31 protein-coding genes and 1 tRNA gene are annotated in these 23,771 nt (G+C 59.8%); 6 read left to right on the top strand and 26 right to left on the bottom strand.

Translation table 11 applies throughout. From position 1 onward, the window contains the following. Positions 1-24 precede the first annotated feature (24 nt). The 4 genes from ACXJKE_RS14960 to ACXJKE_RS14975 are packed head-to-tail and all read left to right on the top strand — an operon-like array spanning position 25 to position 3,687. Positions 25-1,206 carry an acyl-CoA dehydrogenase family protein gene (locus ACXJKE_RS14960; protein WP_457281388.1) on the top strand — a complete coding sequence of 394 codons (1,182 nt, stop codon included), beginning with the start codon at positions 25-27 and terminating at the stop codon, positions 1,204-1,206. Continuing rightward, a complete protein-coding gene (locus ACXJKE_RS14965) occupies positions 1,203-2,858 on the top strand; it encodes a benzoate-CoA ligase family protein (protein WP_457281389.1) in 1,656 nt (551 codons plus the stop codon). The genes ACXJKE_RS14960 and ACXJKE_RS14965 overlap by 4 nt, the downstream gene beginning before the upstream one ends. Further along, on the top strand, positions 2,855-3,295 hold the full coding sequence (locus ACXJKE_RS14970) for an acyl-CoA thioesterase (RefSeq protein WP_457281390.1): 441 nt from the start codon (positions 2,855-2,857) through the stop codon (positions 3,293-3,295). Before ACXJKE_RS14965 ends, ACXJKE_RS14970 begins: the two co-directional genes overlap by 4 nt. After that, positions 3,292-3,687, top strand: a complete 396-nt coding sequence (locus tag ACXJKE_RS14975) for a RidA family protein (RefSeq protein ID WP_457281391.1) — start codon at positions 3,292-3,294, stop codon at positions 3,685-3,687. Before ACXJKE_RS14970 ends, ACXJKE_RS14975 begins: the two co-directional genes overlap by 4 nt. Before the next feature lie 143 nt (positions 3,688-3,830). Here ACXJKE_RS14975 and ACXJKE_RS14980 read toward each other — a convergent pair. The 26 genes from ACXJKE_RS14980 to ACXJKE_RS15105 all read right to left on the bottom strand — a co-directional run bounded on the left by ACXJKE_RS14980 (position 3,831) and on the right by ACXJKE_RS15105 (position 21,183). Beyond that, a tRNA-Met gene (locus ACXJKE_RS14980) sits at positions 3,831-3,907 on the bottom strand. 18 nt (positions 3,908-3,925) lie between these two features. Beyond that, on the bottom strand, positions 3,926-4,327 hold the full coding sequence (gene rplQ / locus ACXJKE_RS14985; protein WP_122954335.1) for a 50S ribosomal protein L17: 402 nt from the start codon (positions 4,325-4,327) through the stop codon (positions 3,926-3,928). An 85-nt stretch (positions 4,328-4,412) separates the two neighbouring features. Next, on the bottom strand, positions 4,413-5,402 hold the full coding sequence (locus tag ACXJKE_RS14990; protein WP_122954336.1) for a DNA-directed RNA polymerase subunit alpha: 990 nt from the start codon (positions 5,400-5,402) through the stop codon (positions 4,413-4,415). A 95-nt stretch (positions 5,403-5,497) separates the two neighbouring features. Next, positions 5,498-6,121: a 30S ribosomal protein S4 gene (rpsD, locus tag ACXJKE_RS14995; protein ID WP_457281392.1), complete on the bottom strand. Its 624-nt coding sequence runs from the start codon at positions 6,119-6,121 to the stop codon at positions 5,498-5,500. A gap of 132 nt (positions 6,122-6,253) precedes the next feature. Beyond that, positions 6,254-6,658 (bottom strand): 30S ribosomal protein S11, encoded by a 405-nt coding sequence (rpsK, locus tag ACXJKE_RS15000; protein ID WP_007869288.1) that lies wholly within the window; start codon positions 6,656-6,658, stop codon positions 6,254-6,256. 13 nt (positions 6,659-6,671) lie between these two features. Beyond that, positions 6,672-7,037, bottom strand: a complete 366-nt coding sequence (rpsM, locus tag ACXJKE_RS15005) for a 30S ribosomal protein S13 (RefSeq protein ID WP_074579313.1) — start codon at positions 7,035-7,037, stop codon at positions 6,672-6,674. 24 nt (positions 7,038-7,061) lie between these two features. Beyond that, positions 7,062-7,175 carry a 50S ribosomal protein L36 gene (gene rpmJ / locus ACXJKE_RS15010; RefSeq protein WP_028820150.1) on the bottom strand — a complete coding sequence of 38 codons (114 nt, stop codon included), beginning with the start codon at positions 7,173-7,175 and terminating at the stop codon, positions 7,062-7,064. A 30-nt stretch (positions 7,176-7,205) separates the two neighbouring features. After that, complete coding sequence (gene infA, locus ACXJKE_RS15015; RefSeq protein ID WP_007869286.1) at positions 7,206-7,424, bottom strand: translation initiation factor IF-1; 219 nt, start codon at positions 7,422-7,424, stop codon at positions 7,206-7,208. Between the two features lie 18 nt (positions 7,425-7,442). Beyond that, on the bottom strand, positions 7,443-8,762 hold the full coding sequence (secY, locus tag ACXJKE_RS15020; RefSeq protein WP_457281393.1) for a preprotein translocase subunit SecY: 1,320 nt from the start codon (positions 8,760-8,762) through the stop codon (positions 7,443-7,445). A 19-nt stretch (positions 8,763-8,781) separates the two neighbouring features. Continuing rightward, entirely contained in the window at positions 8,782-9,213 is a 432-nt protein-coding gene (gene rplO / locus ACXJKE_RS15025; protein WP_122954339.1) for a 50S ribosomal protein L15, read from the bottom strand. A 13-nt stretch (positions 9,214-9,226) separates the two neighbouring features. Next, complete coding sequence (gene rpmD / locus ACXJKE_RS15030; protein WP_122954340.1) at positions 9,227-9,409, bottom strand: 50S ribosomal protein L30; 183 nt, start codon at positions 9,407-9,409, stop codon at positions 9,227-9,229. 12 nt (positions 9,410-9,421) lie between these two features. Beyond that, positions 9,422-9,940, bottom strand: coding sequence for a 30S ribosomal protein S5 (gene rpsE / locus ACXJKE_RS15035; protein ID WP_457281394.1), 519 nt, complete (start codon positions 9,938-9,940; stop codon positions 9,422-9,424). Positions 9,941-9,957: 17 nt separating this feature from the next. Further along, a complete protein-coding gene (gene rplR, locus ACXJKE_RS15040) occupies positions 9,958-10,323 on the bottom strand; it encodes a 50S ribosomal protein L18 (protein ID WP_457281395.1) in 366 nt (121 codons plus the stop codon). A gap of 11 nt (positions 10,324-10,334) precedes the next feature. Next, on the bottom strand, positions 10,335-10,868 hold the full coding sequence (gene rplF / locus ACXJKE_RS15045) for a 50S ribosomal protein L6 (RefSeq protein ID WP_457281396.1): 534 nt from the start codon (positions 10,866-10,868) through the stop codon (positions 10,335-10,337). A 24-nt stretch (positions 10,869-10,892) separates the two neighbouring features. Next, positions 10,893-11,288 (bottom strand): 30S ribosomal protein S8, encoded by a 396-nt coding sequence (gene rpsH, locus ACXJKE_RS15050; RefSeq protein WP_371436766.1) that lies wholly within the window; start codon positions 11,286-11,288, stop codon positions 10,893-10,895. A gap of 18 nt (positions 11,289-11,306) precedes the next feature. Further along, on the bottom strand, positions 11,307-11,612 hold the full coding sequence (rpsN, locus tag ACXJKE_RS15055; protein WP_188709725.1) for a 30S ribosomal protein S14: 306 nt from the start codon (positions 11,610-11,612) through the stop codon (positions 11,307-11,309). Between the two features lie 8 nt (positions 11,613-11,620). Next, positions 11,621-12,193, bottom strand: a complete 573-nt coding sequence (gene rplE / locus ACXJKE_RS15060; RefSeq protein ID WP_092130238.1) for a 50S ribosomal protein L5 — start codon at positions 12,191-12,193, stop codon at positions 11,621-11,623. A gap of 1 nt (position 12,194) precedes the next feature. Continuing rightward, entirely contained in the window at positions 12,195-12,515 is a 321-nt protein-coding gene (gene rplX, locus ACXJKE_RS15065) for a 50S ribosomal protein L24 (protein ID WP_348045257.1), read from the bottom strand. Between the two features lie 9 nt (positions 12,516-12,524). Continuing rightward, a complete protein-coding gene (gene rplN, locus ACXJKE_RS15070; RefSeq protein WP_007869247.1) occupies positions 12,525-12,893 on the bottom strand; it encodes a 50S ribosomal protein L14 in 369 nt (122 codons plus the stop codon). A gap of 406 nt (positions 12,894-13,299) precedes the next feature. Continuing rightward, positions 13,300-14,886: an FAD-dependent oxidoreductase gene (locus tag ACXJKE_RS15075; protein ID WP_457281397.1), complete on the bottom strand. Its 1,587-nt coding sequence runs from the start codon at positions 14,884-14,886 to the stop codon at positions 13,300-13,302. Positions 14,887-15,014: 128 nt separating this feature from the next. Next, positions 15,015-16,745, bottom strand: coding sequence for an ABC transporter substrate-binding protein (locus ACXJKE_RS15080; protein WP_457281398.1), 1,731 nt, complete (start codon positions 16,743-16,745; stop codon positions 15,015-15,017). An 85-nt stretch (positions 16,746-16,830) separates the two neighbouring features. Continuing rightward, positions 16,831-17,139, bottom strand: a complete 309-nt coding sequence (locus ACXJKE_RS15085; RefSeq protein ID WP_457281399.1) for a DUF2160 domain-containing protein — start codon at positions 17,137-17,139, stop codon at positions 16,831-16,833. A 134-nt stretch (positions 17,140-17,273) separates the two neighbouring features. Continuing rightward, positions 17,274-18,095 (bottom strand): carbohydrate ABC transporter permease, encoded by an 822-nt coding sequence (locus ACXJKE_RS15090; protein ID WP_457281400.1) that lies wholly within the window; start codon positions 18,093-18,095, stop codon positions 17,274-17,276. Continuing rightward, positions 18,092-18,982 carry a carbohydrate ABC transporter permease gene (locus ACXJKE_RS15095; RefSeq protein ID WP_457281401.1) on the bottom strand — a complete coding sequence of 297 codons (891 nt, stop codon included), beginning with the start codon at positions 18,980-18,982 and terminating at the stop codon, positions 18,092-18,094. The genes ACXJKE_RS15090 and ACXJKE_RS15095 overlap by 4 nt, the downstream gene beginning before the upstream one ends. After that, positions 18,979-20,058 (bottom strand): ABC transporter ATP-binding protein, encoded by a 1,080-nt coding sequence (locus ACXJKE_RS15100; protein ID WP_457281402.1) that lies wholly within the window; start codon positions 20,056-20,058, stop codon positions 18,979-18,981. Before ACXJKE_RS15100 ends, ACXJKE_RS15095 begins: the two co-directional genes overlap by 4 nt. A gap of 39 nt (positions 20,059-20,097) precedes the next feature. Then, positions 20,098-21,183 carry an ABC transporter ATP-binding protein gene (locus ACXJKE_RS15105; RefSeq protein WP_457281654.1) on the bottom strand — a complete coding sequence of 362 codons (1,086 nt, stop codon included), beginning with the start codon at positions 21,181-21,183 and terminating at the stop codon, positions 20,098-20,100. A gap of 268 nt (positions 21,184-21,451) precedes the next feature. On the opposite strand from ACXJKE_RS15105, the gene ACXJKE_RS15110 reads away from it, so the two are divergent. Further along, positions 21,452-22,219, top strand: coding sequence for a DeoR/GlpR family DNA-binding transcription regulator (locus ACXJKE_RS15110; RefSeq protein ID WP_457281403.1), 768 nt, complete (start codon positions 21,452-21,454; stop codon positions 22,217-22,219). 48 nt (positions 22,220-22,267) lie between these two features. Then, positions 22,268-23,761, top strand: a complete 1,494-nt coding sequence (gene glpK, locus ACXJKE_RS15115; RefSeq protein ID WP_457281404.1) for a glycerol kinase GlpK — start codon at positions 22,268-22,270, stop codon at positions 23,759-23,761. The last annotated feature ends 10 nt before the right edge of the window (positions 23,762-23,771 follow it).

Genomic DNA, 23,771 nt, shown 5'->3' on the forward strand with positions numbered 1-23,771 from the left:
GCGGCAGGACGACAAGGATCACGCATGAGATCGACCACCGCCCACCTGGCGCTGCCTTTTTTTGACGAGGTTCACCGCGACCTGGCGCAGCGCCTGGCCGACTGGGTGCCGCAGCAGCACATCGACGAAAGCGATGACCGCCGGGCCTGCAAGGAGTGGGTGAGCCTGCTGGGTGCCAACGGCTGGCTGCGCTATTGCGTACCGGCGGGTAAGGACGGCACCCTGGGCGGCGCACTGGAAAAGCTGGACTCCCGCGCGCTTGTCATCCTGCGCGAGACGCTGGCCTTTCATTCGCCACTGGCCGATTTCGCGTTTGCGATGCAGGGACTGGGCAGCGGCGCCATCACACTGGCGGGCACACCGGCGCAGCAGGCTGCCTACCTGCCGCCGGTGGCCAGCGGCAAGAAGATCGCGGCCTTCGCCTTGAGCGAGCCCGACGCCGGCTCGGACGCCGGCGCCATGGTGACCTCCGCCACAGGCACGGGTGACGGCTGGGCCTTGAACGGCAGCAAGACATGGATCAGCAACGGCGGGATCGCGGATTTCTACGTGACCTTCGCCAAGACGGACCCGCAGGGCGGCACGCGCGGCATTACGGCCTTCATCGTCGATGCGGCGAACAAAGGCCTGGACAGCAGCGAGCACATCGCTGTGATGGCGCCGCACCCGCTGGCCACGCTGAAGTTCGCGCATTGCAAGCTGCCGCGGGATGCGCAGCTGGGCGCGCTGCACGGCGGGTTCAAGCTGGCGATGCAGACGCTGGACATCTTCCGAGCCTCTGTGGCCGCTGCCGCGCTGGGCATGGCGCGCCGTGCCTTGGCCGAGGCAGTGCATTTCTCGAAGGAACGCAAGATGTTCGGCCAGACCCTGGCCGACTTCCAGCTCACGCAGGCCAAGCTTGGCGAGATGGCGGCACTGGTGGACGCCGCTGCGCTGCTGACCTACCGCGCCGCCTGGATGCGCGACGAAAGCGAACGCCTGGGCAGCGGTGCGCGTATCACCGCCGAAGCGGCCATGGCCAAGATGACGGCCACCGAGAACGCGCAAAAGGTCATCGACATGGCGCTGCAGATGCACGGCGGCCTGGGCGTGAAAGTGGGCACCAAGGTGGAAAGCCTGTACCGCGATATCCGCTCGCTGCGCATTTACGAAGGCGCGACCGAAGTGCAGCAACTCATCATTGGAAAGGCCGTACTGCAATCATGAGCACCTCTGTCTCCGACCCAGTAGAAAAAGTGTCCGCGGCGCCCTCCGCGCAGGCAGACCGCTTTGTGCATGACCGCCTGCCGCAGCCCGGGCAACTGCCCCGCATGGTGTACGCGCTGCCCGAGCTGCGCATACCGGCGCAGGCCAATCTGGTGCAGGCCTTGTTTGACAAGGCCTTTCGCGAGGGACGCGCGGACAAACCGATGCTGCGCTCGGACAAGATCACCCTGACCTATGTCGACGCGCTGGAGCGCGTGAACCGCATCGCACAGGTGCTGATCGACGACTTCGGCCTGCAACCCGGCAACCGGGTGTTGCTGCGCGGCGGCAACTCGATCGGCATGGCGCTGGCCTGGCTGGGCGTGGTGCAGGCCGGGCTGGTGGCGGTGGCGACCATGCCGCTGCTGCGCGCCAAGGAACTCAGCGAGATCATTGAAAAGGCCCGGCCCGCGCTGGCATTGTGCGATGCAACGCTGCTGGATGAGCTGCAGGCGGCAAAGGCGCAAAGCGATACCTTGCCCACCGTCGTGCCCTTCAACCTGATGGACGCGCCGGGCTCGCTGGCGGTGCTGTCGGCGCAGAAGGACGGCAAATTTACGCCCTGCCCGGTGGCCGCCGACGACATCGCCTTGATGGCCTTCACTTCCGGCACTACAGGCAAGCCCAAGGCCGCGGTGCACACGCATCGCGACGTGCTGGCCGCCTGCGAGGCGTGGCCGCGCCATGTGCTCAAGGCCAAGCCGGACGACATCGTCATCGGCTCGCCACCGCTGGCTTTTACCTTTGGCCTGGGCGGCATGCTGATTTTCCCGATGTGGGCCGGTGCCTCTGTTTACTACCCCTCCATTGCCTATACGCCAGAAGCGATGGTCAAGCTGATCAACCAGGTCGGCGCAACGGTCTGCTACACGGCACCGACGTTTTACCGGCAGATGGCTGCGTTCGCCAAACAGCACGGCGTGCCCGGCTTGCGGATGTGCGTGAGTGCCGGCGAGAGCCTGCCTGACGCCACGCGGCAGCTATGGAAGGACGCTACCGGCATTGAGATGATCGACGGTATAGGCGCGACCGAGATGTTCCACATCTTTATCTCCGCAGCCGGCGCCGACGTGCGCCGCGGCGCCATCGGCAAGGTGGTGCCAGGCTACACCGCCAGGGTGGTGGACGACACCGGCGCGGAAGTGCCGCGCGGCACCATAGGCAAGCTGGCTGTGGTGGGCCCGACCGGCTGCCGCTACCTCGATGATGCGCGCCAGGGCAACTATGTGAAGGACGGCTGGAACTACCCGGGCGACGCCTTCATGCAGGACGCCGACGGTTATTTCTTCTACCAGGCGCGCGCCGACGACATGATCATTACCGCGGGCTACAACGTGGCGGGCCCTGAGGTGGAAGATGCCCTGCTCAAGCACCCTGCCGTGGCTGAATGCGGTGTTGTGGGCTTGCCCGACGACGACCGGGGGATGGTCGTCAAGGCCTTTGTTGTGCTCAAGCCTGACCAGGCAGCAAATGACGCCATGGCAAAGGCCCTGCAAGACCACGTCAAGGCGGCGCTTGCGCCTTTCAAATATCCCCGTCAGATCGAATTCGTGACCAAACTGCCGCGCACCGAAACCGGCAAGCTGCAACGCTTCAAGCTGCGCGAATCATGAAATTCACCGCGCAAAAGCTCGTCAGGTTTCACCATTGCGATCCGGCCGGCATCGTTTTTTACCCGCAGTTTCTCTATCTGTTGCATGAGGTGCAAGAGGATTTCCTGGCGCACATCGGCTTTCCCGAACATGTTCTGATTGCCGGTGGCACAGGCGTGCCGATTGTGGATCTGAAGGTCGAATTTCTCGGTATGTGCCGTCATGGCGACCCGCTGACAATCACGCTGGAACTGACTCGCCTGGGTAACGCGAGCATGGGTATGCAATACGAGATTCATGGCAGCCCAGCCTCGCCAGACGGCGCCGAAGTCATCAAGCTGAAAGCGCATGGCGTGGTGGTCTATTCAGAGCTCCCCAATGGCAAACCCCTGCCGCTTCCCGAACGAATGCGCAGCGCCCTGTTACCTTATTTGAAAACATCCTCAGGAAGCTCATGATCAAGAAACTACAACCGCCCGGCTGGGCCGAGCCCAAAGGTTATGCCAACGGCATCCTTGCACGCGGCGCCTTGCTTTTTGTGGGCGGCCAGATTGGCTGGAATGCACAGCAACAGTTCGAGAGCGACGATTTCATCGCGCAGACGCGCCAGGCGCTGCTGAACATTGCGGCCGTGCTGAAGGCCGGTGGCGCCGGACCCGAGCATATGGTCCGCATGACCTGGTATGTGTTGGATCGTGTCGAGTACGTGGCCAGGCTCAAGGAACTGGGTGCTGTCTACCGCGAAGTCATGGGAAAGAATTTTCCGGCCATGACATGTGTCGAGGTTGCGGGCCTGGTTGAAGACCGCGCCCAGGTGGAAATTGAAGTGACGGCGGTTGTGCCGGACTGAGCAACAGCTATACAGGCCTGCTGCAAGCAATGACTGCCGGCGACGTCACTGGCAGCAGAATCGCTGAACGCCGATGTAAGCCGGAAAGCAAAACGCCTGCTTGATGCAGGCGTTTTGCTGTTGGCCTCGAGAGGCTAACTTGTTGGTTGCGCGGGCAAGATTTGAACTTACGACCTTTGGGTTATGAGCCCAACGAGCTACCAGGCTGCTCCACCGCGCGGTATGTATGTATTGTAGCTTACTCTGCCTTGGCCGTGTCAGCTGTAGTGTCTTCTGACACTTCAGGACGATCCACCAGTTCAACCAGTGCCATGGGCGCATTGTCACCAACGCGGAAGCCCATCTTCAGAATGCGGGTGTAGCCGCCGGGACGTGCCTTGTAGCGTGGGCCGATCTCTGCGAACAGCTTGACGACCATATCGCGGTCACGCAGGCGATCAAATGCCAAGCGCTTGTTGGCCAGAGTAGGTTCTTTACCAAGGGTGATCATGGGTTCGACCACGCGGCGCAATTCCTTGGCCTTGGGCAGGGTGGTCTTGATGACTTCGTGCTGCAGCAGCGAGTTCATCATGTTGCGCAACATGGCGAGGCGGTGCTCGCTGGTGCGGTTGAGTTTACGTAATCCGTGTCCGTGGCGCATAGTGTTTCCTTTTTTAAAATCCAGGCAGCCGTATCAGGTACTGCCCGTGCGAGATCCCCTTTCCGGCGGGATCTTGTGGTTCAAATTAACGCTTGTCGAGGCCGGCGGGTGGCCAGCTTTCCAGGCGCATACCAAGAGTCAGGCCGCGCGAGGCAAGCACTTCCTTGATTTCGTTGAGCGATTTACGGCCCAGGTTCGGCGTCTTCAGCAGCTCATTCTCAGTGCGCTGGATCAGATCGCCGATGTAGTAAATGTTTTCCGCTTTGAGGCAGTTCGCCGAACGAACGGTAAGTTCGAGTTCGTCGACAGGGCGCAGCAGAATCGGATCGAACTGCTGCGAGCTGCGCTGAACGGGTGCGTCAAACGCGGCCAGTTCATTGCCTTCGAGCTGTGCGAACACGGCCAGCTGCTCCACCAGGATCTTGGCCGAGGCACGGACAGCATCTTCAGCCGTCACCGCGCCGTTGGTTTCGATTTCCAGCACGAGCTTGTCGAGGTCGGTGCGCTGCTCAACGCGGGCGCTTTCAACGATGTAGCTCACGCGCTTGACGGGCGAGAACGACGCGTCCAGCACAATACGGCCGATCGATTTTGGCGACTCATCGCCATAGCGGCGCTGGTTGCCCGGCACATAGCCGCGGCCATTTTCAACCTTGATCTGCATGTCGATCTTGCCACCGTGCGACAGGTTCACGATCACGTGCTCAGGGTTGATGATTTCCACGTCGTGCGGAGTCTGGATGTCGGCGGCAGTAACTGGGCCTTCGCCGTCCTTGCGCAGGCTCAGCGTGACTTCGTCGCGGTTGTGGAGCTTGAACACCACACCCTTGAGGTTCAACAGGATGTTGACGACGTCTTCCTGCACACCGTCGATGGATGAGTACTCGTGCAGGACGCCCGCGATGGTGACTTCGGTGGCGGCGTGGCCGACCATGGAAGACAACAGTACGCGGCGCAGCGCGTTGCCCAGCGTATGGCCGTAGCCACGCTCAAACGGCTCCAGAGTCACCTTGGCGCGGTTGGCGCCGAGCTGCTCAACATTAATGGTTTTTGGTTTCAACAAATTGGTCTGCATGCAGTCTTCCTCTCAATACCCTCGGTTCGTTACACCGATAAGGCCGGCGAAGCACACCCTGGCGATACGGTGCCCCGTATCGCAGGAACGAAAAATTAGCGTGAGTACAACTCGACAATCAACGATTCGTTGACGTCGGCGGCAAACTCGTCGCGATCAGGTACCTTCTTGAAGGTGCCTTCTCCCTTGTCGGCGTTCACATCGACCCAGGCGGGCAGACCGACCTGTTTTGCAAGCTCAAGGGCTTCCGTGATACGGGTCTGCTTCTTCGACTTGTCACGCACGGCAATGATGTCGCCGGCCTTGACCATGTACGAAGGAATGTTGACAGATCCGCCATTGACCGTGATGGCCTTGTGCGAAACCAGCTGACGCGCTTCAGCACGGGTCGAACCGAAGCCCATGCGATACACAACGTTGTCCAGACGCGACTCAAGAATGAACAGTAGATTGGCGCCGGTGTTGCCCTTGCGACGATCCGCTTCTTCAAAATAACGGCGAAACTGCTTTTCGAGCACACCATACATGCGCTTGACTTTTTGCTTTTCGCGCAATTGCAAGCCGAAGTCGGAAGTACGGGTACCAGAGGTACGGCCGTGCTGACCTGGCTTGGAGTCGAATTTGGCCTTGTCGCTGATGGCGCGGCGTGCACTCTTCAGGAACAGGTCGGTGCCTTCACGGCGGGATAGTTTGGCCTTGGGGCCTAGGTAACGTGCCACTTGAGTGTCCTTTTGTCATCTGCTGCAATGAATTGCAGGAGCCGGAGGTCGTAACCTGCGGCGGTGGGCTTGGTAAAAATGCCTGGTATCTGACGGGCTGAAACAACCCGCCGGATGCCTAGGCACGGGGAATTAAATGCGGCGGCGCTTTTGCGGGCGGCAGCCGTTATGCGGAACCGGGGTCACGTCGGCAATCGAATTGATCCGGATGCCGAGTGCGCCCAAAGCGCGGACAGATGATTCACGGCCTGGACCAGGACCCTTGATTTCGACGTCAAGATTCTTGATGCCTTGCTCAATGGCGGCGCGACCAGCCACTTCGGAAGCGACCTGCGCTGCGAAAGGGGTGGATTTGCGCGAACCTTTGAAACCCTGACCACCGGAAGACGCCCAGGACAAGGCATTGCCCTGGCGATCCGTGATAGTGATGATCGTGTTATTGAAAGAAGCGTGGACGTGGGCGATACCATCGGCCACGTTCTTGCGAACTTTCTTGCGAACGCGTTGTGCGGCGTTATTGCTTGGTGATTTTGCCATGACGACCTCTCAATTATTTCTTCAAAGCTGCAGCGGCCTTGCGCGGGCCCTTGCGGGTACGGGCATTGGTCCGGGTGCGCTGGCCACGCATGGGCAGGCCGCGACGGTGGCGGAAACCACGGTAGCAACCGATGTCCATCAGGCGCTTGATGTTCATCGTGGTTTCACGACGCAGGTCACCCTCGATGGTGAACAGGGCGATCTGCTCACGGATTTTTTCCAGGTCGCCATCGGTCAGATCTTTGACCTTTTTGGCGTAAGCGATGTCACATGCTTCGCAAATTTTGCGAGCGCGCGTGCGACCGATGCCAAAGATAGCAGTCAAGCCGATTTCGGCATGTTGCTGCGGCGGAATATTGATACCAGCGATACGAGCCATGTTCGTCCTCTAAAACTCTTGAAATCAGCCTTGACGCTGTTTGTGACGCGGATCCGTGCAAATCACACGGACAACGCCCTTGCGACGGATAACTTTGCAGTTACGGCAAATTTTCTTGACCGAAGCTGAAACTCTCATTTCTATTACTCCTAAACTTTCACTCTGTGCTTACTTGGCACGGAAAACAATTCGTGCGCGCGATAAATCGTAAGGCGTTAACTCAACCGTTACCTTGTCACCGGGAAGAATGCGGATGTAGTGCATACGCATTTTTCCCGAGATGTGCCCCAGTACAACATGTCCATTTTCCAGCTTCACCCTGAAAGTCGCATTGGGAAGGTTTTCTACAACCTCACCTTGCATCTGGATCACATCGTCTTTAGACATATCCCATCAAATACCCAGTTAACCGCCCAGTGACGTCTTGAAGTTCGCCTTTTTAAGCAACGACTCATACTGTTGCGACATCATGTAGTTCTGTACCTGGGCCATGAAATCCATGGTCACCACGACAATAATCATCAACGACGTACCGCCAAAATAAAACGGCACGTTGTATTTCAAAATCAAAAACTCCGGCAACAGGCACACGAATGTGATGTAAACCGCACCTGCCAGCGTCAAACGCACCAGGATTTTGTCAATGTAGCGCGCCGTCTGATCGCCCGGCCGAATACCCGGAATGAACGCACCGCTCTTTTTCAGGTTGTCCGCCGTTTCACGGCTGTTGAACACCAGCGCCGTATAGAAGAAGCAGAAGAACACGATCGCACTGGCATACAGCATTACGTAGATTGGCTGGCCCGGCGTCAGCGTGCTGGCGATGTCTTTGAGCCAGCGCATGCTTTCACCGGTGCTAAACCAGCCCACGACGGTAGCAGGCAGCAAAATGATCGATGAAGCGAAAATCGGGGGGATCACACCCGCCATGTTCAACTTCAACGGCAAGTGCGATGACTGCCCGCCGTAAACCTTGTTACCCACCTGGCGCCGCGCATAGTTCACAAGAATCTTGCGCTGTCCACGCTCTACGAACACCACGAAATAGGTCACCAGCACAACCACCGCGACGATCACAATGGCCACCAGAATGCTCATGGCGCCGGTACGCACCAGCTCCAGCAAGCCACCCATTGCGCTCGGCAAACCTGCCGCAATGCCTGCAAAAATCAGGATCGAAATGCCGTTACCCAAACCACGCTCGGTAATCTGCTCACCCAGCCACATCAGGAACATCGTGCCGGCCGTCAGGCTGAACACTGCCGTCATGCGGAAACCAAAGCCGGGCGCCAACACCAAGCCTGGCGAGCTTTCCAGCGCCACAGCAATGCCCATGGACTGGAACAATGCCAAAGCCAGCGTGCCGTAACGTGTGTACTGCGTAATCTTGCGCCTGCCGCTTTCGCCTTCTTTTTTCATCTGCTCGAACGTCGGAACGACGTACGTCAGTAGCTGCATGATGATCGATGCCGAGATGTACGGCATGATGCCCAGGGCGAATACCGTAAAGCGCGACAGGGCACCACCAGAAAACATATTGAACAAATTCAATATGCCGCCTTGTTGGCCCTTGAACAACTCCTTGAGCTGGCCAGGATCAATCCCTGGCACCGGGATGTGCGCGCCAATGCGGTACACCACGAGAGCCAGCAGCAAAAACACAAGCCGGTTACGCAAATCACCGTACTTGCCGGTTTTCGCAATTTGAGCTGAGTTGGTTGCCACTGATTTTCCAGTCAGGTATTTAAGCGACAGAGCCGCCGGCGGCTTCAATAATGGCCTTGGCACCCGCCGTGGCGGAGATGCCGTTCAGCTTGACAGCCTTGGACAGCTCACCCGACTTGATGACCTTGACGTTCTTGGCAAGCTGGCCCACCAGGCCGGCAGTCTTCAGTGCCAGCAGATCGACTTCAGCCAGACCCAGCTGCTCCAGCGCACTCAGAGTAACCTCGGCGTTGAACTTGAGCAGATGCGACTTGAAGCCACGCTTTGGCAAACGGCGCTGCATAGGCATTTGACCGCCTTCGAAGCCGACCTTGTGGTAGCCACCAGCACGTGATTTCTGGCCTTTGTGGCCGCGTCCAGATGTTTTACCCAGACCGGAGCCAATGCCACGACCGACGCGTCGCTTGGCATGTTTGGCACCTTGGCCAGGCTTGATTCCGTTCAATTCCATTTTGAGTCTCCGCTCAGACAATCTTGACCAGATAGCTGATCTTGTTGATCATGCCGCGCACTGCGGGCGTATCCTGCAATTCGCTGACGCTGTTGACACCACGAAGGCCCAGACCGCGCACAGTGGCGCGATGCGATTCCTTGGTGCCAATCGGGCTGCGAACCAGCTGGACTTTGACTTTGGTTTCTTTGGTCATTTCAATGCCGCCTTAGCCGAAGATCTCTTCGACCGATTTGCCACGTTTGGCCGCAATTTCAGAAGCGGTCGTGGAATTGTTCAGTGCATCCATGGTGGCACGCACCATGTTGTAAGGGTTGCTCGAACCATGACTCTTCGCCACGATGTCGGTAATGCCCATGACTTCGAAAACGGCGCGCATTGGGCCGCCAGCGATGATGCCGGTACCCTTGGGAGCCGGCGCCATCATGACGCTGGCTGCACCGTGGTGACCGAAAACATTGTGGTGGATGGTGCCGTTTTTCAACGAAACCTTGGTCATGTTGCGACGCGCTTCTTCCATCGCTTTTTGCACGGCTGCCGGCACTTCTTTCGACTTGCCTTTGCCCATGCCGACGCGGCCATCGCCGTCACCCACGACGGTCAACGCGGCGAAACCGAGGATACGGCCGCCCTTTACGACTTTGGTCACGCGGTTAACCGCGATCATTTTTTCCTTCAGACCATCGTCTGGAGCGTCGTTTTGCTGTTTTGCTTGAAACTTAGCCATACTTAATTCCAGTCTGCTTAGAACTGCAAACCAGCTTCGCGAGCCGCCTCAGCCAGCGCTTTGACGCGGCCGTGGTACGCAAAACCGGCGCGATCAAACGCCACTTTTTCAACACCTGCTGCTTTTGCCTTTTCGGCAATGCGTTTGCCAATGGCTTGCGCAGCAGCAACGTTTCCACCTTTACCCGAAGCGCCGATTTCCTTGCGGACTTCCACTTCCGCGGTGGAAGCAGCAGCCAGGACCTTGGTGCCGTCGCCAGAAATAACGCTGGCATAGATGTGCAGATTGGTGCGATTCACGGTCAAACGGGCAACACCTTGCGTAGCAATGCGAATGCGGGTCTGACGTGAACGACGAAGGCGCTGCTCTTTTTTGGTCAACATGATGCAGCTCCTTATTTCTTCTTGGTTTCTTTGATCGTGATCTTCTCATCCACATAGCGGATGCCCTTGCCCTTGTAAGGCTCGGGAGGACGAACAGCACGAACTTCAGCGGCGATCTGGCCGACGCGCTGGCGGTCGGAACCCTTGATCACCACTTCCGTGGGAGTCGGCGTTGCAACGGTGATGCCAGCAGGCATGTCCATGATCACAGGGTGCGAATACCCCACGGTCAGGTTCAGCTTGGCGCCCTGAGCTTGGGCCTTGTAGCCCACGCCGACCAGGCTGAGCTTCTTTTCGAAGCCCTTGGTCACACCAGTCACCATGTTGTTCACGAGCTGACGCATCGTGCCGCTCATGGCATTGGCTTCACGCGAATCATTGGCCGGCACAAAAGTCAGCTTGCCCGCATCATTCTTGATGGTGACAAGCGCGTTCTGCGTCAGCGCCAGGGTGCCGAGGGCACCCTTGACATTGATCTGGTCTGCTTTCATGGCCACGTCCACACCCTGAGGCACGGTCACTGGCATTTTTCCTACACGAGACATTTCAGTTTCTCCTCAATGCCGCCGTTAGGCCACGTAGCAAAGCACTTCACCACCGATACCGGTAGCGCGGGCTTTACGATCGGTCATGACGCCTTGCGGGGTCGTGACAATTGCCACACCAAGGCCATTCATGACCTGGGGGATGGCGCCATGGCCTTTGTAAACACGGAGGCCTGGGCGGCTGACGCGCTCAATGCGCTCAATCACGGGCTTGCCTGCGTAATACTTCAGGGCGATTTCCAGCTGGGACTTGCCTTCGTCGGTCTTGACGGAGAAGCCATCAATGTAGCCCTCATCTTTCAGAACCTGCGCGATGGCAACTTTGACTTTTGACGACGGCACCAGCACGACGGCTTTTTCAACCATCTGTGCATTGCGGATGCGGGTCAACATGTCGGCGATAGGATCACTCATGCTCATTTTGTGGTTCTCCTATGCTTACCAGCTTGCCTTGGTGATACCAGGGATATCACCAGCAAAAGCCAACTCACGGATCTTGGCGCGAGCCAGGCCGAACTGGCGGAAAGTACCGCGTGGGCGGCCCGTGATCGCGCAGCGGTTACGCTGGCGGGTCGGGTTCGCATTGCGGGGCAGTTTTTGCAGCTCGAGGCGAGCCAGCTGACGCTCTTCGTCAGAGCGCTTGGCGTCGTTGGACGTCGCCTTGAGTTCAGCGTATTTCTTGGCGAACTTCGCGGCGAGTTTCTCGCGCTTCAGTTCACGTTGCAGTAAAGCTTGTTTTGCCATGTCCCGCCTCAGTTCTTGAACGGAAAACGGAAGGCGGTGAGGAGTGCCTTGCACTCTTCATCGGTCTTTGCCGTTGTGGTGATGCTGATATTCAGGCCACGCAAGGCATCAACCTTGTCGTACTCGATCTCAGGGAAAATGATCTGCTCTTTCACGCCGATGTTGTAGTTTCCGCGGCCATCGAAGGCCCGGCCGGAAATACCGCGGAAGTCACGCACACGCGGCAGGGCCACAGTGACGAAACGATCGAGGAACTCATACATCTTCACGCCGCGCAGGGTCACCATGCAGCCGATAGGCAAGTCTTCGCGGATCTTGAAGCCGGCGATAGCCTTCTTGGCCTTGGTCACGACAGGCTTCTGACCGGCAATCTTGGTCATGTCGCCGACGGCGTTGTCCATGACCTTCTTGTCGGCAACAGCCTCGCTCACACCCATGTTGAGCGTGATCTTGGTGATGCGGGGAACCTGCATAGGCGAGGTATAGCCGAATTTTTCAATCAGGCCGGGGGCGATTTTTTCGCGGTACTGGGCTTGCAGGCGGGCCTGCGAAGCAGCTTGTACAGGTGCGGTCTTTGCCATGTTATGCAACCTTGATTTCTTCGCCACTGGACTTGAAGACGCGCACTTTTTTGCCGTCTGCCAGGAGCTTGATGCCAACGCGATCCGCCTTGCCGGTAGCGGCATTGAAAATTGCCACGTTCGACTGGTGAATCGGCATGCTTTTTTCGACGATGCCGCCGGTGGTGCCCTTGAGGGGGTTGGGCTTGGTGTGTTTTTTCACCAGGTTGATCCCATCCACCAGCACGTAGCTATCATCTTTGCGCAGCGAAATCTTGCCGCGCTTGCCTTTGTCGCGACCAGCGATCACGATGATCTCGTCGCCTTTACGGATTTTGTTCATGGCGAGTCCTTACAGAACTTCAGGAGCCAGGGACACGATCTTCATGAACTTTTCAGTGCGCAGCTCGCGCGTCACTGGTCCGAAGATGCGGGTGCCGATTGGCTCCAGCTTGGCGTTAAGCAACACTGCTGCGTTGCCGTCGAATTTGACGAGCGAACCATCGCCACGGCGAATGCCCTTGGCGGTGCGAACGACCACAGCGCTGTAAACCTCGCCTTTTTTGACGCGGCCACGCGGAGCGGCTTCTTTGATGCTCACCTTGATGACGTCACCAACGCTGGCGTACCGGCGCTTGGAGCCGCCCAGAACCTTGATGCACATCACGGACTTGGCACCCGTGTTGTCAGCAACATCGAGCTTGGATTGCGTTTGAATCATTTAAATGTGTTCCCAACTTGCACCGGAAGGCAACCCCTTGGGATTACCAGCCAATCAGTCTTGGGCCCGTCGTCCACACTGCAAACCACTTGCAATGCTTCCGTTAGGCAGAATTCCTCGCCTTTTTAGAGCGAAGCCCACGATTATGACTGAACGAAAAGCCACTGTCAACCGCTTGTTGTGAAAATATCCCCACAATAAAGCGGCGGTACCTCCAGAAGCCCGGGGAGCCCTCGGGTACCGGCCACGCTTCGCGCTTGTGCCACGGGCGGATTTTCGGCATTAAATCCGGCCTCAGACCAATAGGGATGCGCGCAACCAGCTATCAAAAAGAGAGCGAAATCTGCCCGGGCATCCAATTTCGCCCGCCTCCTTCCTCCTTTGCAGGACGGCAACTGGCGGCAATTCAGGCTGGCAGGCTGAGGTATTGGCCACACAGCGTCAGGAATTCGTCCAGCTGGGGATCCACGCCGTTTTCCTGCTGTAGCAGAGTGGCCACTTCCGGCGCCAGGGTTCTGGCCAGTGCCGCGTCGAGAAACAGCAGACGGGAACGCCGTGCCAGTACGTCTTCAACGGTGCGGGCATATTCATGGCGGGCAGCGAAACGCACCATTGCCTCCGTCAGCCCACCGCCTAATTCGCGGCTGGCACCCGGCAGGTTTTCCATGGCGGACGCCTCGCTGCCATACAGATGAGACCCTGGTGCCTCGCTAATTTTGTGATTCGAATTGTGAGCGCCAACTAACTTCAAGTTTGTGGTGACGCCGGCCCCGCGTGTTGGCAGCAACGCCGCGCCAAAACACTTAGCCAGGACATCTTCAGCCATCGCCCGATAGGTCGTCCACTTGCCGCCGGTCACCGTGACCAGGCCGCTTTTGCTGACCAGCACCGTGTGCTCACGCGACAACGCCTGGGTGCTTCCGGCATCCTCATCCGGCGGCTTGACCAGGGGCCGCAACCCCACCCAGATGCTTTTAATGTCAGCCGGACCGGGCGCGCGGCTCAGGTAGCGAGCCGATTCGCGCAGGATGAAGTCAACTTCTTCGCGGAAAGGCAGCGGCTCGCGGGCCAGGTCGTGGCGCGGCGTATCCGTGGTTCCCAGAATGGTTTTACCCAGCCATGGCACTGCAAACAGCACCCGGCCGTCGGCCGTCTTGGGCACCAGCAGGGCGTGGTCGCCAGGCAAAAACGAGCGATCCACCACAATATGAACACCCTGGCTGGGTGCCACCATGGGTTTGGCGTCCCGCCCTATGGCCTGCCCATCCTGCAGCCGCAACTGGTCTACCCAGACACCCGCCGCGTTCACCACGCAGTTGGCGCGGATTTCGAATGTGCGGCCCGTTTCCTGGTCCCGTGCATGCAGGCCGACCAGCTTGCCGCCCTCATGGATCAGGCCCGTTGCCGCGCAGTAATTCACCAGCAACGCACCCTGCCGCGCCGCCGTGCGGGCTAGCGCCAACGCCAGCCGCGCGTCATCAAACTGGCCATCCCAGTACTTGACGCCGCCCTTGAGATCTTGAGCCTGCACTGTCGGCAGGCAGGCAAGAGTTTCTTGCCGGTTCAGGAATTCCGTGGCGCCCAGACCCGCCTTGCCAGCCAGCGCGTCATACATCTTGAGCCCGATACCGTAGAACGGCGCCTCCCAGAACTTGTAGGAAGGCATGACAAAGGGCAAGGGCTGCGCCAGATGCGGCGCGTTGGCCAGCAGCGTGGTGCGTTCGTGCAAGGCCTCACGCACCAGCGAGATATTGCCCTGCGCGAGGTAGCGCACACCGCCATGCACCAGCTTGGTGGCGCGGGACGATGTGCCCTTGGCAAAGTCGTGCGATTCGACCAGCACGACAGAAAACCCGCGGGCGGCCGCATCCAGTGCGACCCCCAGGCCGGTAGCGCCGCCGCCAATGATCGCGATGTCGTAGTGGTACGGCTCGGCAAGCCGGGCCATTAAATCCTGGCGCCGCGTTTGCGCAGGCGCTAATTCAGTCGTCATGGGCTTTGCTTCCCGTTTCCATACAAACCCATTGGTAAAAAGTGCGCCGAGCTTACCCTGCGCTTGTTGCAATAACCTGAATCCAGAAAAAAAGCCGTGCAGCGCTCACGCACCGCACGGCCATCCGATCAGCGTACTTTTCCGTCTTTCCAGGCCTGCAGCAACTTGTCGTAGTTGATGGTTTCGCCCTTGGGTTTTTCATTGGCCAGCTTGGCCCATGGCGCCGACTTGTCGCTCAGCCATTTGGCGGGATCACCCTTGGGGTTGAGCTTGGGCGGGCACTTGGCCATGCCGGCGCGCTCCAGGCGGCCCATCACGTCGTCCATCTCGCCCGCCAGCGTGTCCATGGCTGCCTGCGGCGTCTTCTCGCCGGTCACTGCCTGGGCCACGTTCTTCCACCACAGCTGCGCAAGCTTGGGGTAGTCGGGTACGTTGGTACCAGTCGGCGACCAGGCCACTCGGGCGGGGCTGCGGTAGAACTCGACCAGGCCGCCCAGCTTGGGCGCCATGTCGGTCATGGCCTTGGACTGGATATCCGACTCGCGGATCGGCGTGAGGCCAACAATGGTCTTTTTCAGCGACGTGGTCTTGGCGGTGATGAACTGCGCGTACAGCCAGGCGGCGGCCGTCTTGTTCTCGTCGTGCGCGGCAAAGAAAGTCCAGCTGCCCACGTCCTGGTAGCCGTTTTGCATGCCCTGTTTCCAGTAGGGGCCGTTGGGGCCGGGGGCCATACGCCACTTCGGCGTACCGTCGGCATTCACCACGGGCAGGCCTTTCTTGGTCATGTCGGCGGTGAAGGCCGTGTACCAGAAAATCTGCTGGGCGATCTGGCCCTGGGCCGGCACCGGGCCGGCTTCCCCGAAGGTCATACCGGTGGCCTCCTTAGGCGCATATTTCTTCATCCAGTCGACGTACTTGGTCAACGCGTAAACAGCAGCCGGTGAATTGGTCGCGCCACCGCGCGCTACCGAGGCTCCCACCGGCGTGCACTTGTCGGCCGCCACCCGGATACCCCATTCGTCAATCGGCAGGCCGTTGGGCGTGCCGATGTCGGCCGTGCCGGCCATGGACAGCCACGCGTCGGTAAAGCGCCAGCCGAGCGACGGATCCTTCTTGCCGTAGTCCATGTGGCCGTAAATCGGCTTGCCGTCGATGGTCTTCACGTCGTTGGTGAAGAACTCGGCGATGTCTTCATAGGCGCTCCAGTTCAGCGGCACGCCCAGCTCGTAACCGTATTTGGCCTTGAACTTGTCCTGCAGGTCCTTGCGCGCGAACAGGTCGGCGCGGAACCAGTACAGGTTGGCAAACTGCTGGTCAGGCAGCTGGTACAGCTTGCCGTCCGGGCCGGTGGTGAACTTCGTGCCGATGAAGTCCTTGAGATCCAGGCCCGGGTTGGTGTATTCCTTGCCCTTGCCCGCCATGTAGTCGGTCAGGTTCATCACCTTGCCATAGCGGTAGTGGGTGCCGATCAGGTCCGAGTCGGAAATCCAGCCGTCGTATATCGACTTGCCGGACTGCATGGAAGTCTGCAGCTTCTCGACAACATCGCCTTCCTGGATCAGGTCGTGCTTGACCTTGATGCCGGTGATTTCCTCGAAGGCCTTGGCCAGCGTCTTCGATTCGTATTCGTGGGTGGTGATGGTCTCGGACACGACCGAGATTTCCTTCACGCCCTTGGCCTGCAGTTTCTTGGCCGCGTCAATGAACCATTTCATTTCCGCCTGCTGTTTGTCCTTGCTCAGGGTAGAGGGCTGGAATTCATTGTCAATCCACTTCTTGGCAGCCGCCTCGTCGGCCCACCCCGGGCTGGCCATGGCACACACTGCGGCCACTGCCAGGGCCGTATAACGCATCTTCATGATTTGTCTCCTCATTGGTTCACTCCCCGTGGTTGAAGGCTTATTCGGCTCCGGGGAATATGAGCCGGGTTCCTTTTCAAGATTTCTATCCCTTGCGCATGACAAGTGCGAGCAGGGCCATCGACAGCAAAAAACTGATCCAGATCGACGGGTCGCCCTCCAGACCCAGCCACCCGGCCAGCTTGCCGCTGATGCCCACAAAGATGAGGTTGACGTAGGCCGCACTGAGCAGGCCGATAAAAAGCCGGTCACCGCGGGTGGTTTCCAGCGGCAAAAAGCCGCGCCGTATCGTTGTCGGAGATTTCAATTCCCACACCGTCATGCCCACCAGCATCAGCACGATGCACGTAAAGAAAATTGCCACTGGCGTCGTCCAGGCCATCCAGTCAAACATGGGCTCCCCCCCGAACGCCTTCGGCGCTCCCCCTCAAGGGGGCGCCGCAAGCGGCCTGGCAAAGCCAGATCCGCGGCGGCCGCTTGATATACCGAGTGATAGTCATAGGGTCTCTCCTGTTCCTTCGCGCGGGGTCATACCCTGCCCATTGCGAAGCCTTTTGCGATGTAGTTGCGCACAAACCAGATCACGATGGCGCCCGGTACGATGGTCAGCACGCCGGCCGCCGCCAGCGTGGCCCAGTCCATGCCGGATGCCGACACCGTCCGTGTCATGGTCGCGACGATGGGCTTGGCATTGACGCTGGTCAGTGTGCGCGCCAGGAGCAATTCGACCCAGCTGAACATGAAGCAAAAGAACGCCGCCACACCGACACCGGCCTTGATGAGCGGCAGGAAGATGCGGACAAAGAAGCGGGGGAATGAATAGCCGTCGATGTACGCGGTCTCGTCAATCTCGCGCGGGATCCCGCTCATGAACCCCTCCAGGATCCACACCGCCAGCGGCACGTTGAACAGCAGATGCGCCAGGGCCACCGCGATGTGGGTGTCCATCAGCCCTACTGTGGTGTAGAGCTGGAAGAAGGGCAGCAAAAACACCGCCGGCGGTGTCATGCGGTTGGTCAGCAGCCAGAAGAACACATGCTTGTCGCCCAAAAAGCTGTACCGCGAAAACGCATAGGCGGCCGGCAGGGCCACAGTGACCGAAATCACGGTGTTGATGGCCACATAAATCAGGCTGTTGATGTAGCCCGAATACCAGGACGGGTCGGTGAAGATGGTCTTGTAGTTGTTCCAGGTGAAGTCCTGGGGGAAAAACGAGAAGCTCGACAGAATTTCAGCATTCGTCTTGAAGCTCATGTTGACCATCCAGTAGATGGGCAGCAGCGCAAACAGGATGTACGCGATCAGGAACAGCGTGCGCGCCTGGAATCTGGGTGCGTTAGGTGAGTTCATTCCACGCCCTCTTTCTCTTGCGTGCCCACGCGCTGCATCCAGTTGTAGAGGATGAAGCACAGCAGCAGGATGATCAAAAAGTAAATCAGCGAGAACGCCGCCGCCGGGCCCAGGTCAAACTGGCCGACGGCTTTTTGCGTGAGATATTGCGAAAGGAATGTCGTGGCATTGCCCGGCCCGCCACCCGTCAATACAAAAGGCTCGGTATAAATCATGAAGCTGTCCATGAAGCGCAGCAGCACGGCAATCATCAGCACACCGCGCATTTTGGGTAGCTGGATATAACGGAACACCGCAAATTTACTGGCGCCGTCGATGCGCGCGGCCTGGTAGTAGGCGTCGGGAATGGAGCGCAAACCGGCATAGCCCAGCAGCGCCACCAACGGCGTCCAATGCCAGACATCCATCATGAGCACCGTCACCCAGGCGTGCGTGGCATTGCCGGTGTAGCTGTAGTCAAAGCCCATCTTTTGCAGCATCGCGCCCAAAAGGCCAATGTCAGCCCGGCCATAGATCTGCCAGATAGTGCCCACCACGTTCCACGGAATCAGCAGCGAGAGCGAAACGAGCACCAGCACCAACGAGGCCTTCCAGCCTTGCGCCGGCATGGACAGCGCGAGTGCGATGCCCAGCGGAATTTCGACCGCCAGCACGGCCAGCGAGAACGTCAGTTGCCGCCAGAGCGCCGCATGCAGTTCTTCGTCACGCATGACGGATACAAACCACTCAGTGCCGACAAACACGCGCCGCTCGGGCGAGATGATGTCCTGCACCGAATAGTTAACCACGGTCATCAGCGGCAGAATGGCGGAGAACGCCACGCAGATGATGACGGGCAGCACCAGCAGCCAGGCCTTCTGATTAACGGGCTTAGTCGTCGTGCTCATGCATCCACCAGTTCGTCATTGAGGTACAGGCAGGTGTGTGGCCCCATCACCTGCAGCCAGACCTCCTCGCCAACTTGCGGCGCGCGGGAAGCAGGGTTCAACCGGGCCTTGATCGTGTGTTCACCGATCCGCGCCGTCAGCATCCAGTGCGTGCCGATGTCCTGCACCAGCGTGACAGTAAAAGGCAATGCGGCCGGATCGCCGGGCGCTGTCTTCACCACGTATTCAGGTCGAACGCCCAGCTTGAGCTCACCGTCGGGCATGGCGCGCTCGGGTGGCAGCGCCAACGGCCGCTCCGCGACGCGTAGCGCGCCACCGACGACGGTGGCCGGCAAGAAGTTCATGCCGGGCGATCCGATGAAGTGGCCTACAAACGTATGGCGGGGGCGCTCAAACAACGCATCGGCCGAGCCCGTCTGCACAGCACGGCCGCGCGTCATCACCACCACTTCTTCGGCAAAGGTCAATGCCTCAACCTGGTCGTGTGTCACATAAATCAGGGTGAGCTTCAATTCATGGTGAATCTGTTTGAGCTTGCGCCGCAGTTGCCATTTCAGGTGCGGGTCGATCACCGTGAGCGGCTCGTCAAACAGCACAGCAGACACATCGGGCCGCACAAGGCCGCGGCCCAGCGAGATTTTCTGCTTGGCATCTGCCGCAAGCCCAGCCGCGCGGTGGTTGAGCTGGCCGCTCATGTCCAGCATCTCGGCAATTTCACCAACGCGTTTTTTGATCTGGTCTTCCGGCACCTTGCGGTTGCGCAGCGGAAACGCCAGGTTTTCAGCCACCGTCATGGTGTCGTAGATCACCGGAAACTGGAACACCTGCGCAATATTGCGCTGCTGCGGCGAGGCGTGCGTCACATCTACGCCGTCAAACTTGACCGTGCCCTGCGACGGCACAAGCAAGCCCGACATGATGTTGAGCATGGTGGTCTTGCCGCAGCCCGACGGGCCCAGCAACGCATAAGCGCCGCCATCGCGAAAACTCATGGTGAGCGGGAGCAACGCGTAGTCGCTGTCTTCGCGCGGATTCGGCCGGTAGGCGTGGGCCAGGTCGAGATCAATACGCGCCATAAGGCCTCCGCAGCACAGAAGTCGTTGCAAAAAGGTGCTTCATGCAAGTCCTCCCTTGCGCTCTGGCGCCAAAAGCAAGGCACCGGTCGCATCAAAGACATACACCTGGGCGGGGCTGAGAAACAAGGTGATGGGCGCACCCAGCTCGAAGTAGTGCACGCCGGTCAGTTGGGCCACCAGCTCACCCACCGCCGTGGCAACGTGGACAAAAGTGTCGGAACCCGAAATTTCAGCCAACTCGACCTTTCCCGGCAGCGCCACATCACCCTCACGCTCTTGGACGCGCAGGGCGCTGCCGCGAACACCGGCCGTGAGGGTGGCCAGGTTTTGCGCCGGCGCATCGGGCAAGGCCAGCGCCAGGGTAGGCCCTGCCGCCAGCTGCAGGCCTTGCGCTGCGGGCAGGGCCGCTATCAGATTCATGGGCGGATCGCTGAACGCACGCGCAACGCGCAAGGATCGTGGCGAGTGGAAGACCTCGGCGGTCGGGCCGTACTGCAGCAGTTCACCACCGTCCATCACGGCGGTGTAGCCCCCCAATAACAAGGCCTCGCCCGGCTCGGTGGTGGCGTAGACCACAGTGGAATCCCCGGCGGCAAAAAGCTGGGTCAGCTCTTCGCGCAGTTCCTCGCGCAGCTTGTAGTCCAGGTTAACCAACGGCTCGTCCAGCAGCATCAGGGGAGCCCCCTTGGCCAGCGCACGCGCCAGGGCCACCCGCTGCTGTTGCCCGCCCGACAGCTCCGCAGGGTAGCGGTCCAGAAACATCTCGATATGCAGGCGTTCGGCCAGTTTTCGCACCGTCTGGTCAATGTTCTTTTCGCCGCGCAACTTGAGGGGCGAGGCGATGTTGTCCGCCACCCGTAGCGACGGGTAGTTGATGAACTGCTGGTAGACCATGGCGACGTTCCGCTCGCGAACCGGCATGCCGGTCACATCGGCGTCGTTCACCAGGACTTTTCCCTGCGTGGGGACATCCAGACCCGCCATGATGCGCATCAGGCTGGTTTTCCCGGCCTGCGTCGCGCCCAGCAACACAGTGACTTCGCCGCTGCGCGGCGCCAGGTTCATTTCATAAAGCCATTGTTCGGCGCCGACTTTTTTGCTGACGTGGTCCAGGGACAGCTGCATCACGCGCCCCCTCTGTGCAACCGGCCATTGAGAATGCGTCGCAGCGACCCGAAACGGCAGTGGAGCCTCTGTGCCGGGGCAGCGGCAGGCCAACAAAAAGAAGCAGTAGACAAGAGAAGGGCTCCCGGCGAAACTTTGAATGAAGTTCGGTTTTTTTCTATTTTTCTTCTTTTGTGATTGTTTTATCTAATTGTTTTCCCTTATCTGTTTCCTTTTGTTTCGATATAAAGTTTCCAGACCTCCACGATTCCATCAAACTTGAACCCGCGTGAACTCCAATCCCAGGCAAATCAAGCTTCTCGACGTCGTGCGAACCCATGGCTCGGCCTCCGTCGAGCAGCTCGCAGAAAAATTGGACGTGACCCTGCAGACCGTCCGGCGGGATGTGCAGCGCCTGGCGGAAGCAGGCTTGCTGACGCGCTTTCACGGCGGCGTGCGGGTGCCCAGCTCCACCATCGAAAACATTGCGCACCGCCAGCGCGAAAGCCTTAACGCCGAAGGCAAGGCGCGCATCGCGCGCGCGGTGGCCCGGCGTGTTCCGAACGACTGCTCATTGATCCTCAATATCGGCACCACCACCGAAGCCATCGCCAAGGCCCTGCTGCACCACAAGGGACTGCGGGTCATCACCAATAATTTGAACGTGGCCGGCATCCTGTGCAGCAATACCGATTGCGAAGTCATCGTCGCCGGTGGCGTAGTGCGTTCACGCGACCGCGGCATCGTGGGCGAAGCGGCAGTCGACTTCATACGCCAGTTCCGGGTAGACATCGCGATCATCGGCATTTCCGGGATCGAGCCTGACGGCTCCCTGCGCGACTTCGACTACCGCGAAGTCAAAGTTGCCCAGACCATCATCGAGCATGCCCGCGAAGTCTGGCTGGCGGCCGACAGCAGCAAGTTCAACCGGCCCGCCATGGTGGAGCTGGCCACGCTTTCCCAGATTGACCGGCTGTTTACCGACATGCCTCCGCCCGAGCCATTCCCCACCTTGCTGGAAGAGGCGGACGTCAACTGTGAAGTGGCCCATTCCTGAGCCCCGCGCACTTGTGCGCGCCTGCCACCCTTTCATACACTCCAGCGCATGACATACCTTCTCGCACTCGACCAGGGAACCTCCAGTTCCCGCAGCATCGTGTTTGACGAACACGGCCACATCGTGGCCCTGGCCCAGCAGGAGTTGCCGCAGATCTACCCCAGGCCAGGCTGGGTCGAGCACGACCTGATGGAGATCTGGCGCACGCAGCTGGCCACGGCCCGCGAGGTGCTGGCCAAGGCCCATATCAAGGCCAGTGACATCCGCGCGCTGGGCATCACCAACCAGCGCGAGACCACCGCCCTCTGGAACCGCAAGACCGGCCTGCCGGTTCATCACGCCATCGTCTGGCAGGACAGGCGCGCGGAAGCCACCTGCGCCGAGTTGCGTGAGCGCGGCAAGGAAAAGCTGATCCAGTCCAAAACCGGGCTGCTGATCGATGCCTATTTTTCTGGCACCAAGCTCAAATGGCTGCTGGACAACGTGCCCGGCGCACGCGCGCAGGCCGAGCGCGGCGAACTGGCCTTCGGCACCATCGACAGCTGGTTGATGTGGCAACTCACCGGCGGCGCGTTGCACGCCACCGATGTCAGCAATGCGTCACGCACCATGCTGTTCAATGTGCACACCAACCAGTGGGACGATGAGTTGCTTGACCTGCTGGGCATACCGGCCTCGCTCATGCCCAGGGTGTTGCCGTCGAGTGCGCATTACGGTGACGTGCGGCCCGACCTGCTGGGCCACGCCATTGCCATCGGCGGCGTTGCCGGCGACCAGCAAAGTGCCCTCTTCGGTCAGGCCTGCTTCAAGGCCGGCATGGCCAAGAACACCTACGGCACCGGCTGCTTCATGCTGATGCACACGGGCAGCCAGTTTCAAACCTCACACAACGGTCTGCTTACCACCAGCGCAGCCCAGGCAACAACCCAAACGCAGTTCGCCACTGAAGGCAGCGTGTTTGTTGGCGGCGCCGTGGTGCAGTGGCTGCGCGACGGCCTGCACGCCATCAAAGGCAGCGCCGAAGTGCAGGCGCTGGCCGAAAGCGTGCCTGATTCAGGCGGCGTGATGATGGTTCCGGCCTTCACCGGCCTGGGTGCACCCTACTGGAAACCGGACGCGCGCGGCACCATCACCGGCCTCACGCGCGGCACCACGGTGGCCCACATCGCACGCGCCGCACTCGAAAGCATCGCCTACCAAAGCGCAGCGCTGTTGCAGGCCATGAGCCGCGACGCGGTCAGTGCCGGCGCAGCGCCTGTGGCCGAGCTGCGTGTAGACGGCGGCGCCTGCGTCAACGACCTGCTGATGCAATTCCAGGCCGACCTGCTGGGCATACCGGTGATCCGTCCGGCCGTGATTGAAACCACCGCGCTGGGCGCCGCCTACCTGGCGGGGCTTTCCAGCGGCGTGTACGGCAGCACCGACGAGTTGTCAGGCATGTGGCGCGCCGAGCGCAAGTTTTTGCCGACTCTGGGCGCGGACCGGGCCGCTGAGTTGATGGCGCGGTGGGAACAGGCAGTGCGGCAGACCGTGCTGCAGTAAGCGCGGCCCT

Source organism: Polaromonas sp. P5_D5, assembly GCF_054049435.1.

Coding starts and splice junctions, on each gene's coding strand:
- ACXJKE_RS14960 (WP_457281388.1), top strand. CDS start 25: ATGAGATCGACCACCGCCCACCTGGCGCTGCCTTTTTTTGACGAGGTT.
- ACXJKE_RS14965 (WP_457281389.1), top strand. CDS start 1,203: ATGAGCACCTCTGTCTCCGACCCAGTAGAAAAAGTGTCCGCGGCGCCC.
- ACXJKE_RS14970 (WP_457281390.1), top strand. CDS start 2,855: ATGAAATTCACCGCGCAAAAGCTCGTCAGGTTTCACCATTGCGATCCG.
- ACXJKE_RS14975 (WP_457281391.1), top strand. CDS start 3,292: ATGATCAAGAAACTACAACCGCCCGGCTGGGCCGAGCCCAAAGGTTAT.
- rplQ (WP_122954335.1), bottom strand. CDS start 4,327: ATGCGCCACGGACACGGATTACGTAAACTCAACCGCACCAGCGAGCAC.
- ACXJKE_RS14990 (WP_122954336.1), bottom strand. CDS start 5,402: ATGCAGACCAATTTGTTGAAACCAAAAACCATTAATGTTGAGCAGCTC.
- rpsK (WP_007869288.1), bottom strand. CDS start 6,658: ATGGCAAAATCACCAAGCAATAACGCCGCACAACGCGTTCGCAAGAAA.
- rpsM (WP_074579313.1), bottom strand. CDS start 7,037: ATGGCTCGTATCGCTGGTATCAATATTCCGCCGCAGCAACATGCCGAA.
- rpmJ (WP_028820150.1), bottom strand. CDS start 7,175: ATGAGAGTTTCAGCTTCGGTCAAGAAAATTTGCCGTAACTGCAAAGTT.
- infA (WP_007869286.1), bottom strand. CDS start 7,424: ATGTCTAAAGACGATGTGATCCAGATGCAAGGTGAGGTTGTAGAAAAC.
- rplO (WP_122954339.1), bottom strand. CDS start 9,213: ATGGAATTGAACGGAATCAAGCCTGGCCAAGGTGCCAAACATGCCAAG.
- rpmD (WP_122954340.1), bottom strand. CDS start 9,409: ATGACCAAAGAAACCAAAGTCAAAGTCCAGCTGGTTCGCAGCCCGATT.
- rpsE (WP_457281394.1), bottom strand. CDS start 9,940: ATGGCTAAGTTTCAAGCAAAACAGCAAAACGACGCTCCAGACGATGGT.
- rplR (WP_457281395.1), bottom strand. CDS start 10,323: ATGTTGACCAAAAAAGAGCAGCGCCTTCGTCGTTCACGTCAGACCCGC.
- rplF (WP_457281396.1), bottom strand. CDS start 10,868: ATGTCTCGTGTAGGAAAAATGCCAGTGACCGTGCCTCAGGGTGTGGAC.
- rpsH (WP_371436766.1), bottom strand. CDS start 11,288: ATGAGCATGAGTGATCCTATCGCCGACATGTTGACCCGCATCCGCAAT.
- rpsN (WP_188709725.1), bottom strand. CDS start 11,612: ATGGCAAAACAAGCTTTACTGCAACGTGAACTGAAGCGCGAGAAACTC.
- rplE (WP_092130238.1), bottom strand. CDS start 12,193: ATGGCAAAGACCGCACCTGTACAAGCTGCTTCGCAGGCCCGCCTGCAA.
- rplX (WP_348045257.1), bottom strand. CDS start 12,515: ATGAACAAAATCCGTAAAGGCGACGAGATCATCGTGATCGCTGGTCGC.
- rplN (WP_007869247.1), bottom strand. CDS start 12,893: ATGATTCAAACGCAATCCAAGCTCGATGTTGCTGACAACACGGGTGCC.
- ACXJKE_RS15075 (WP_457281397.1), bottom strand. CDS start 14,886: ATGACGACTGAATTAGCGCCTGCGCAAACGCGGCGCCAGGATTTAATG.
- ACXJKE_RS15080 (WP_457281398.1), bottom strand. CDS start 16,745: ATGAAGATGCGTTATACGGCCCTGGCAGTGGCCGCAGTGTGTGCCATG.
- ACXJKE_RS15085 (WP_457281399.1), bottom strand. CDS start 17,139: ATGTTTGACTGGATGGCCTGGACGACGCCAGTGGCAATTTTCTTTACG.
- ACXJKE_RS15090 (WP_457281400.1), bottom strand. CDS start 18,095: ATGAACTCACCTAACGCACCCAGATTCCAGGCGCGCACGCTGTTCCTG.
- ACXJKE_RS15095 (WP_457281401.1), bottom strand. CDS start 18,982: ATGAGCACGACGACTAAGCCCGTTAATCAGAAGGCCTGGCTGCTGGTG.
- ACXJKE_RS15100 (WP_457281402.1), bottom strand. CDS start 20,058: ATGGCGCGTATTGATCTCGACCTGGCCCACGCCTACCGGCCGAATCCG.
- ACXJKE_RS15105 (WP_457281654.1), bottom strand. CDS start 21,183: ATGCAGCTGTCCCTGGACCACGTCAGCAAAAAAGTCGGCGCCGAACAA.
- glpK (WP_457281404.1), top strand. CDS start 22,268: ATGACATACCTTCTCGCACTCGACCAGGGAACCTCCAGTTCCCGCAGC.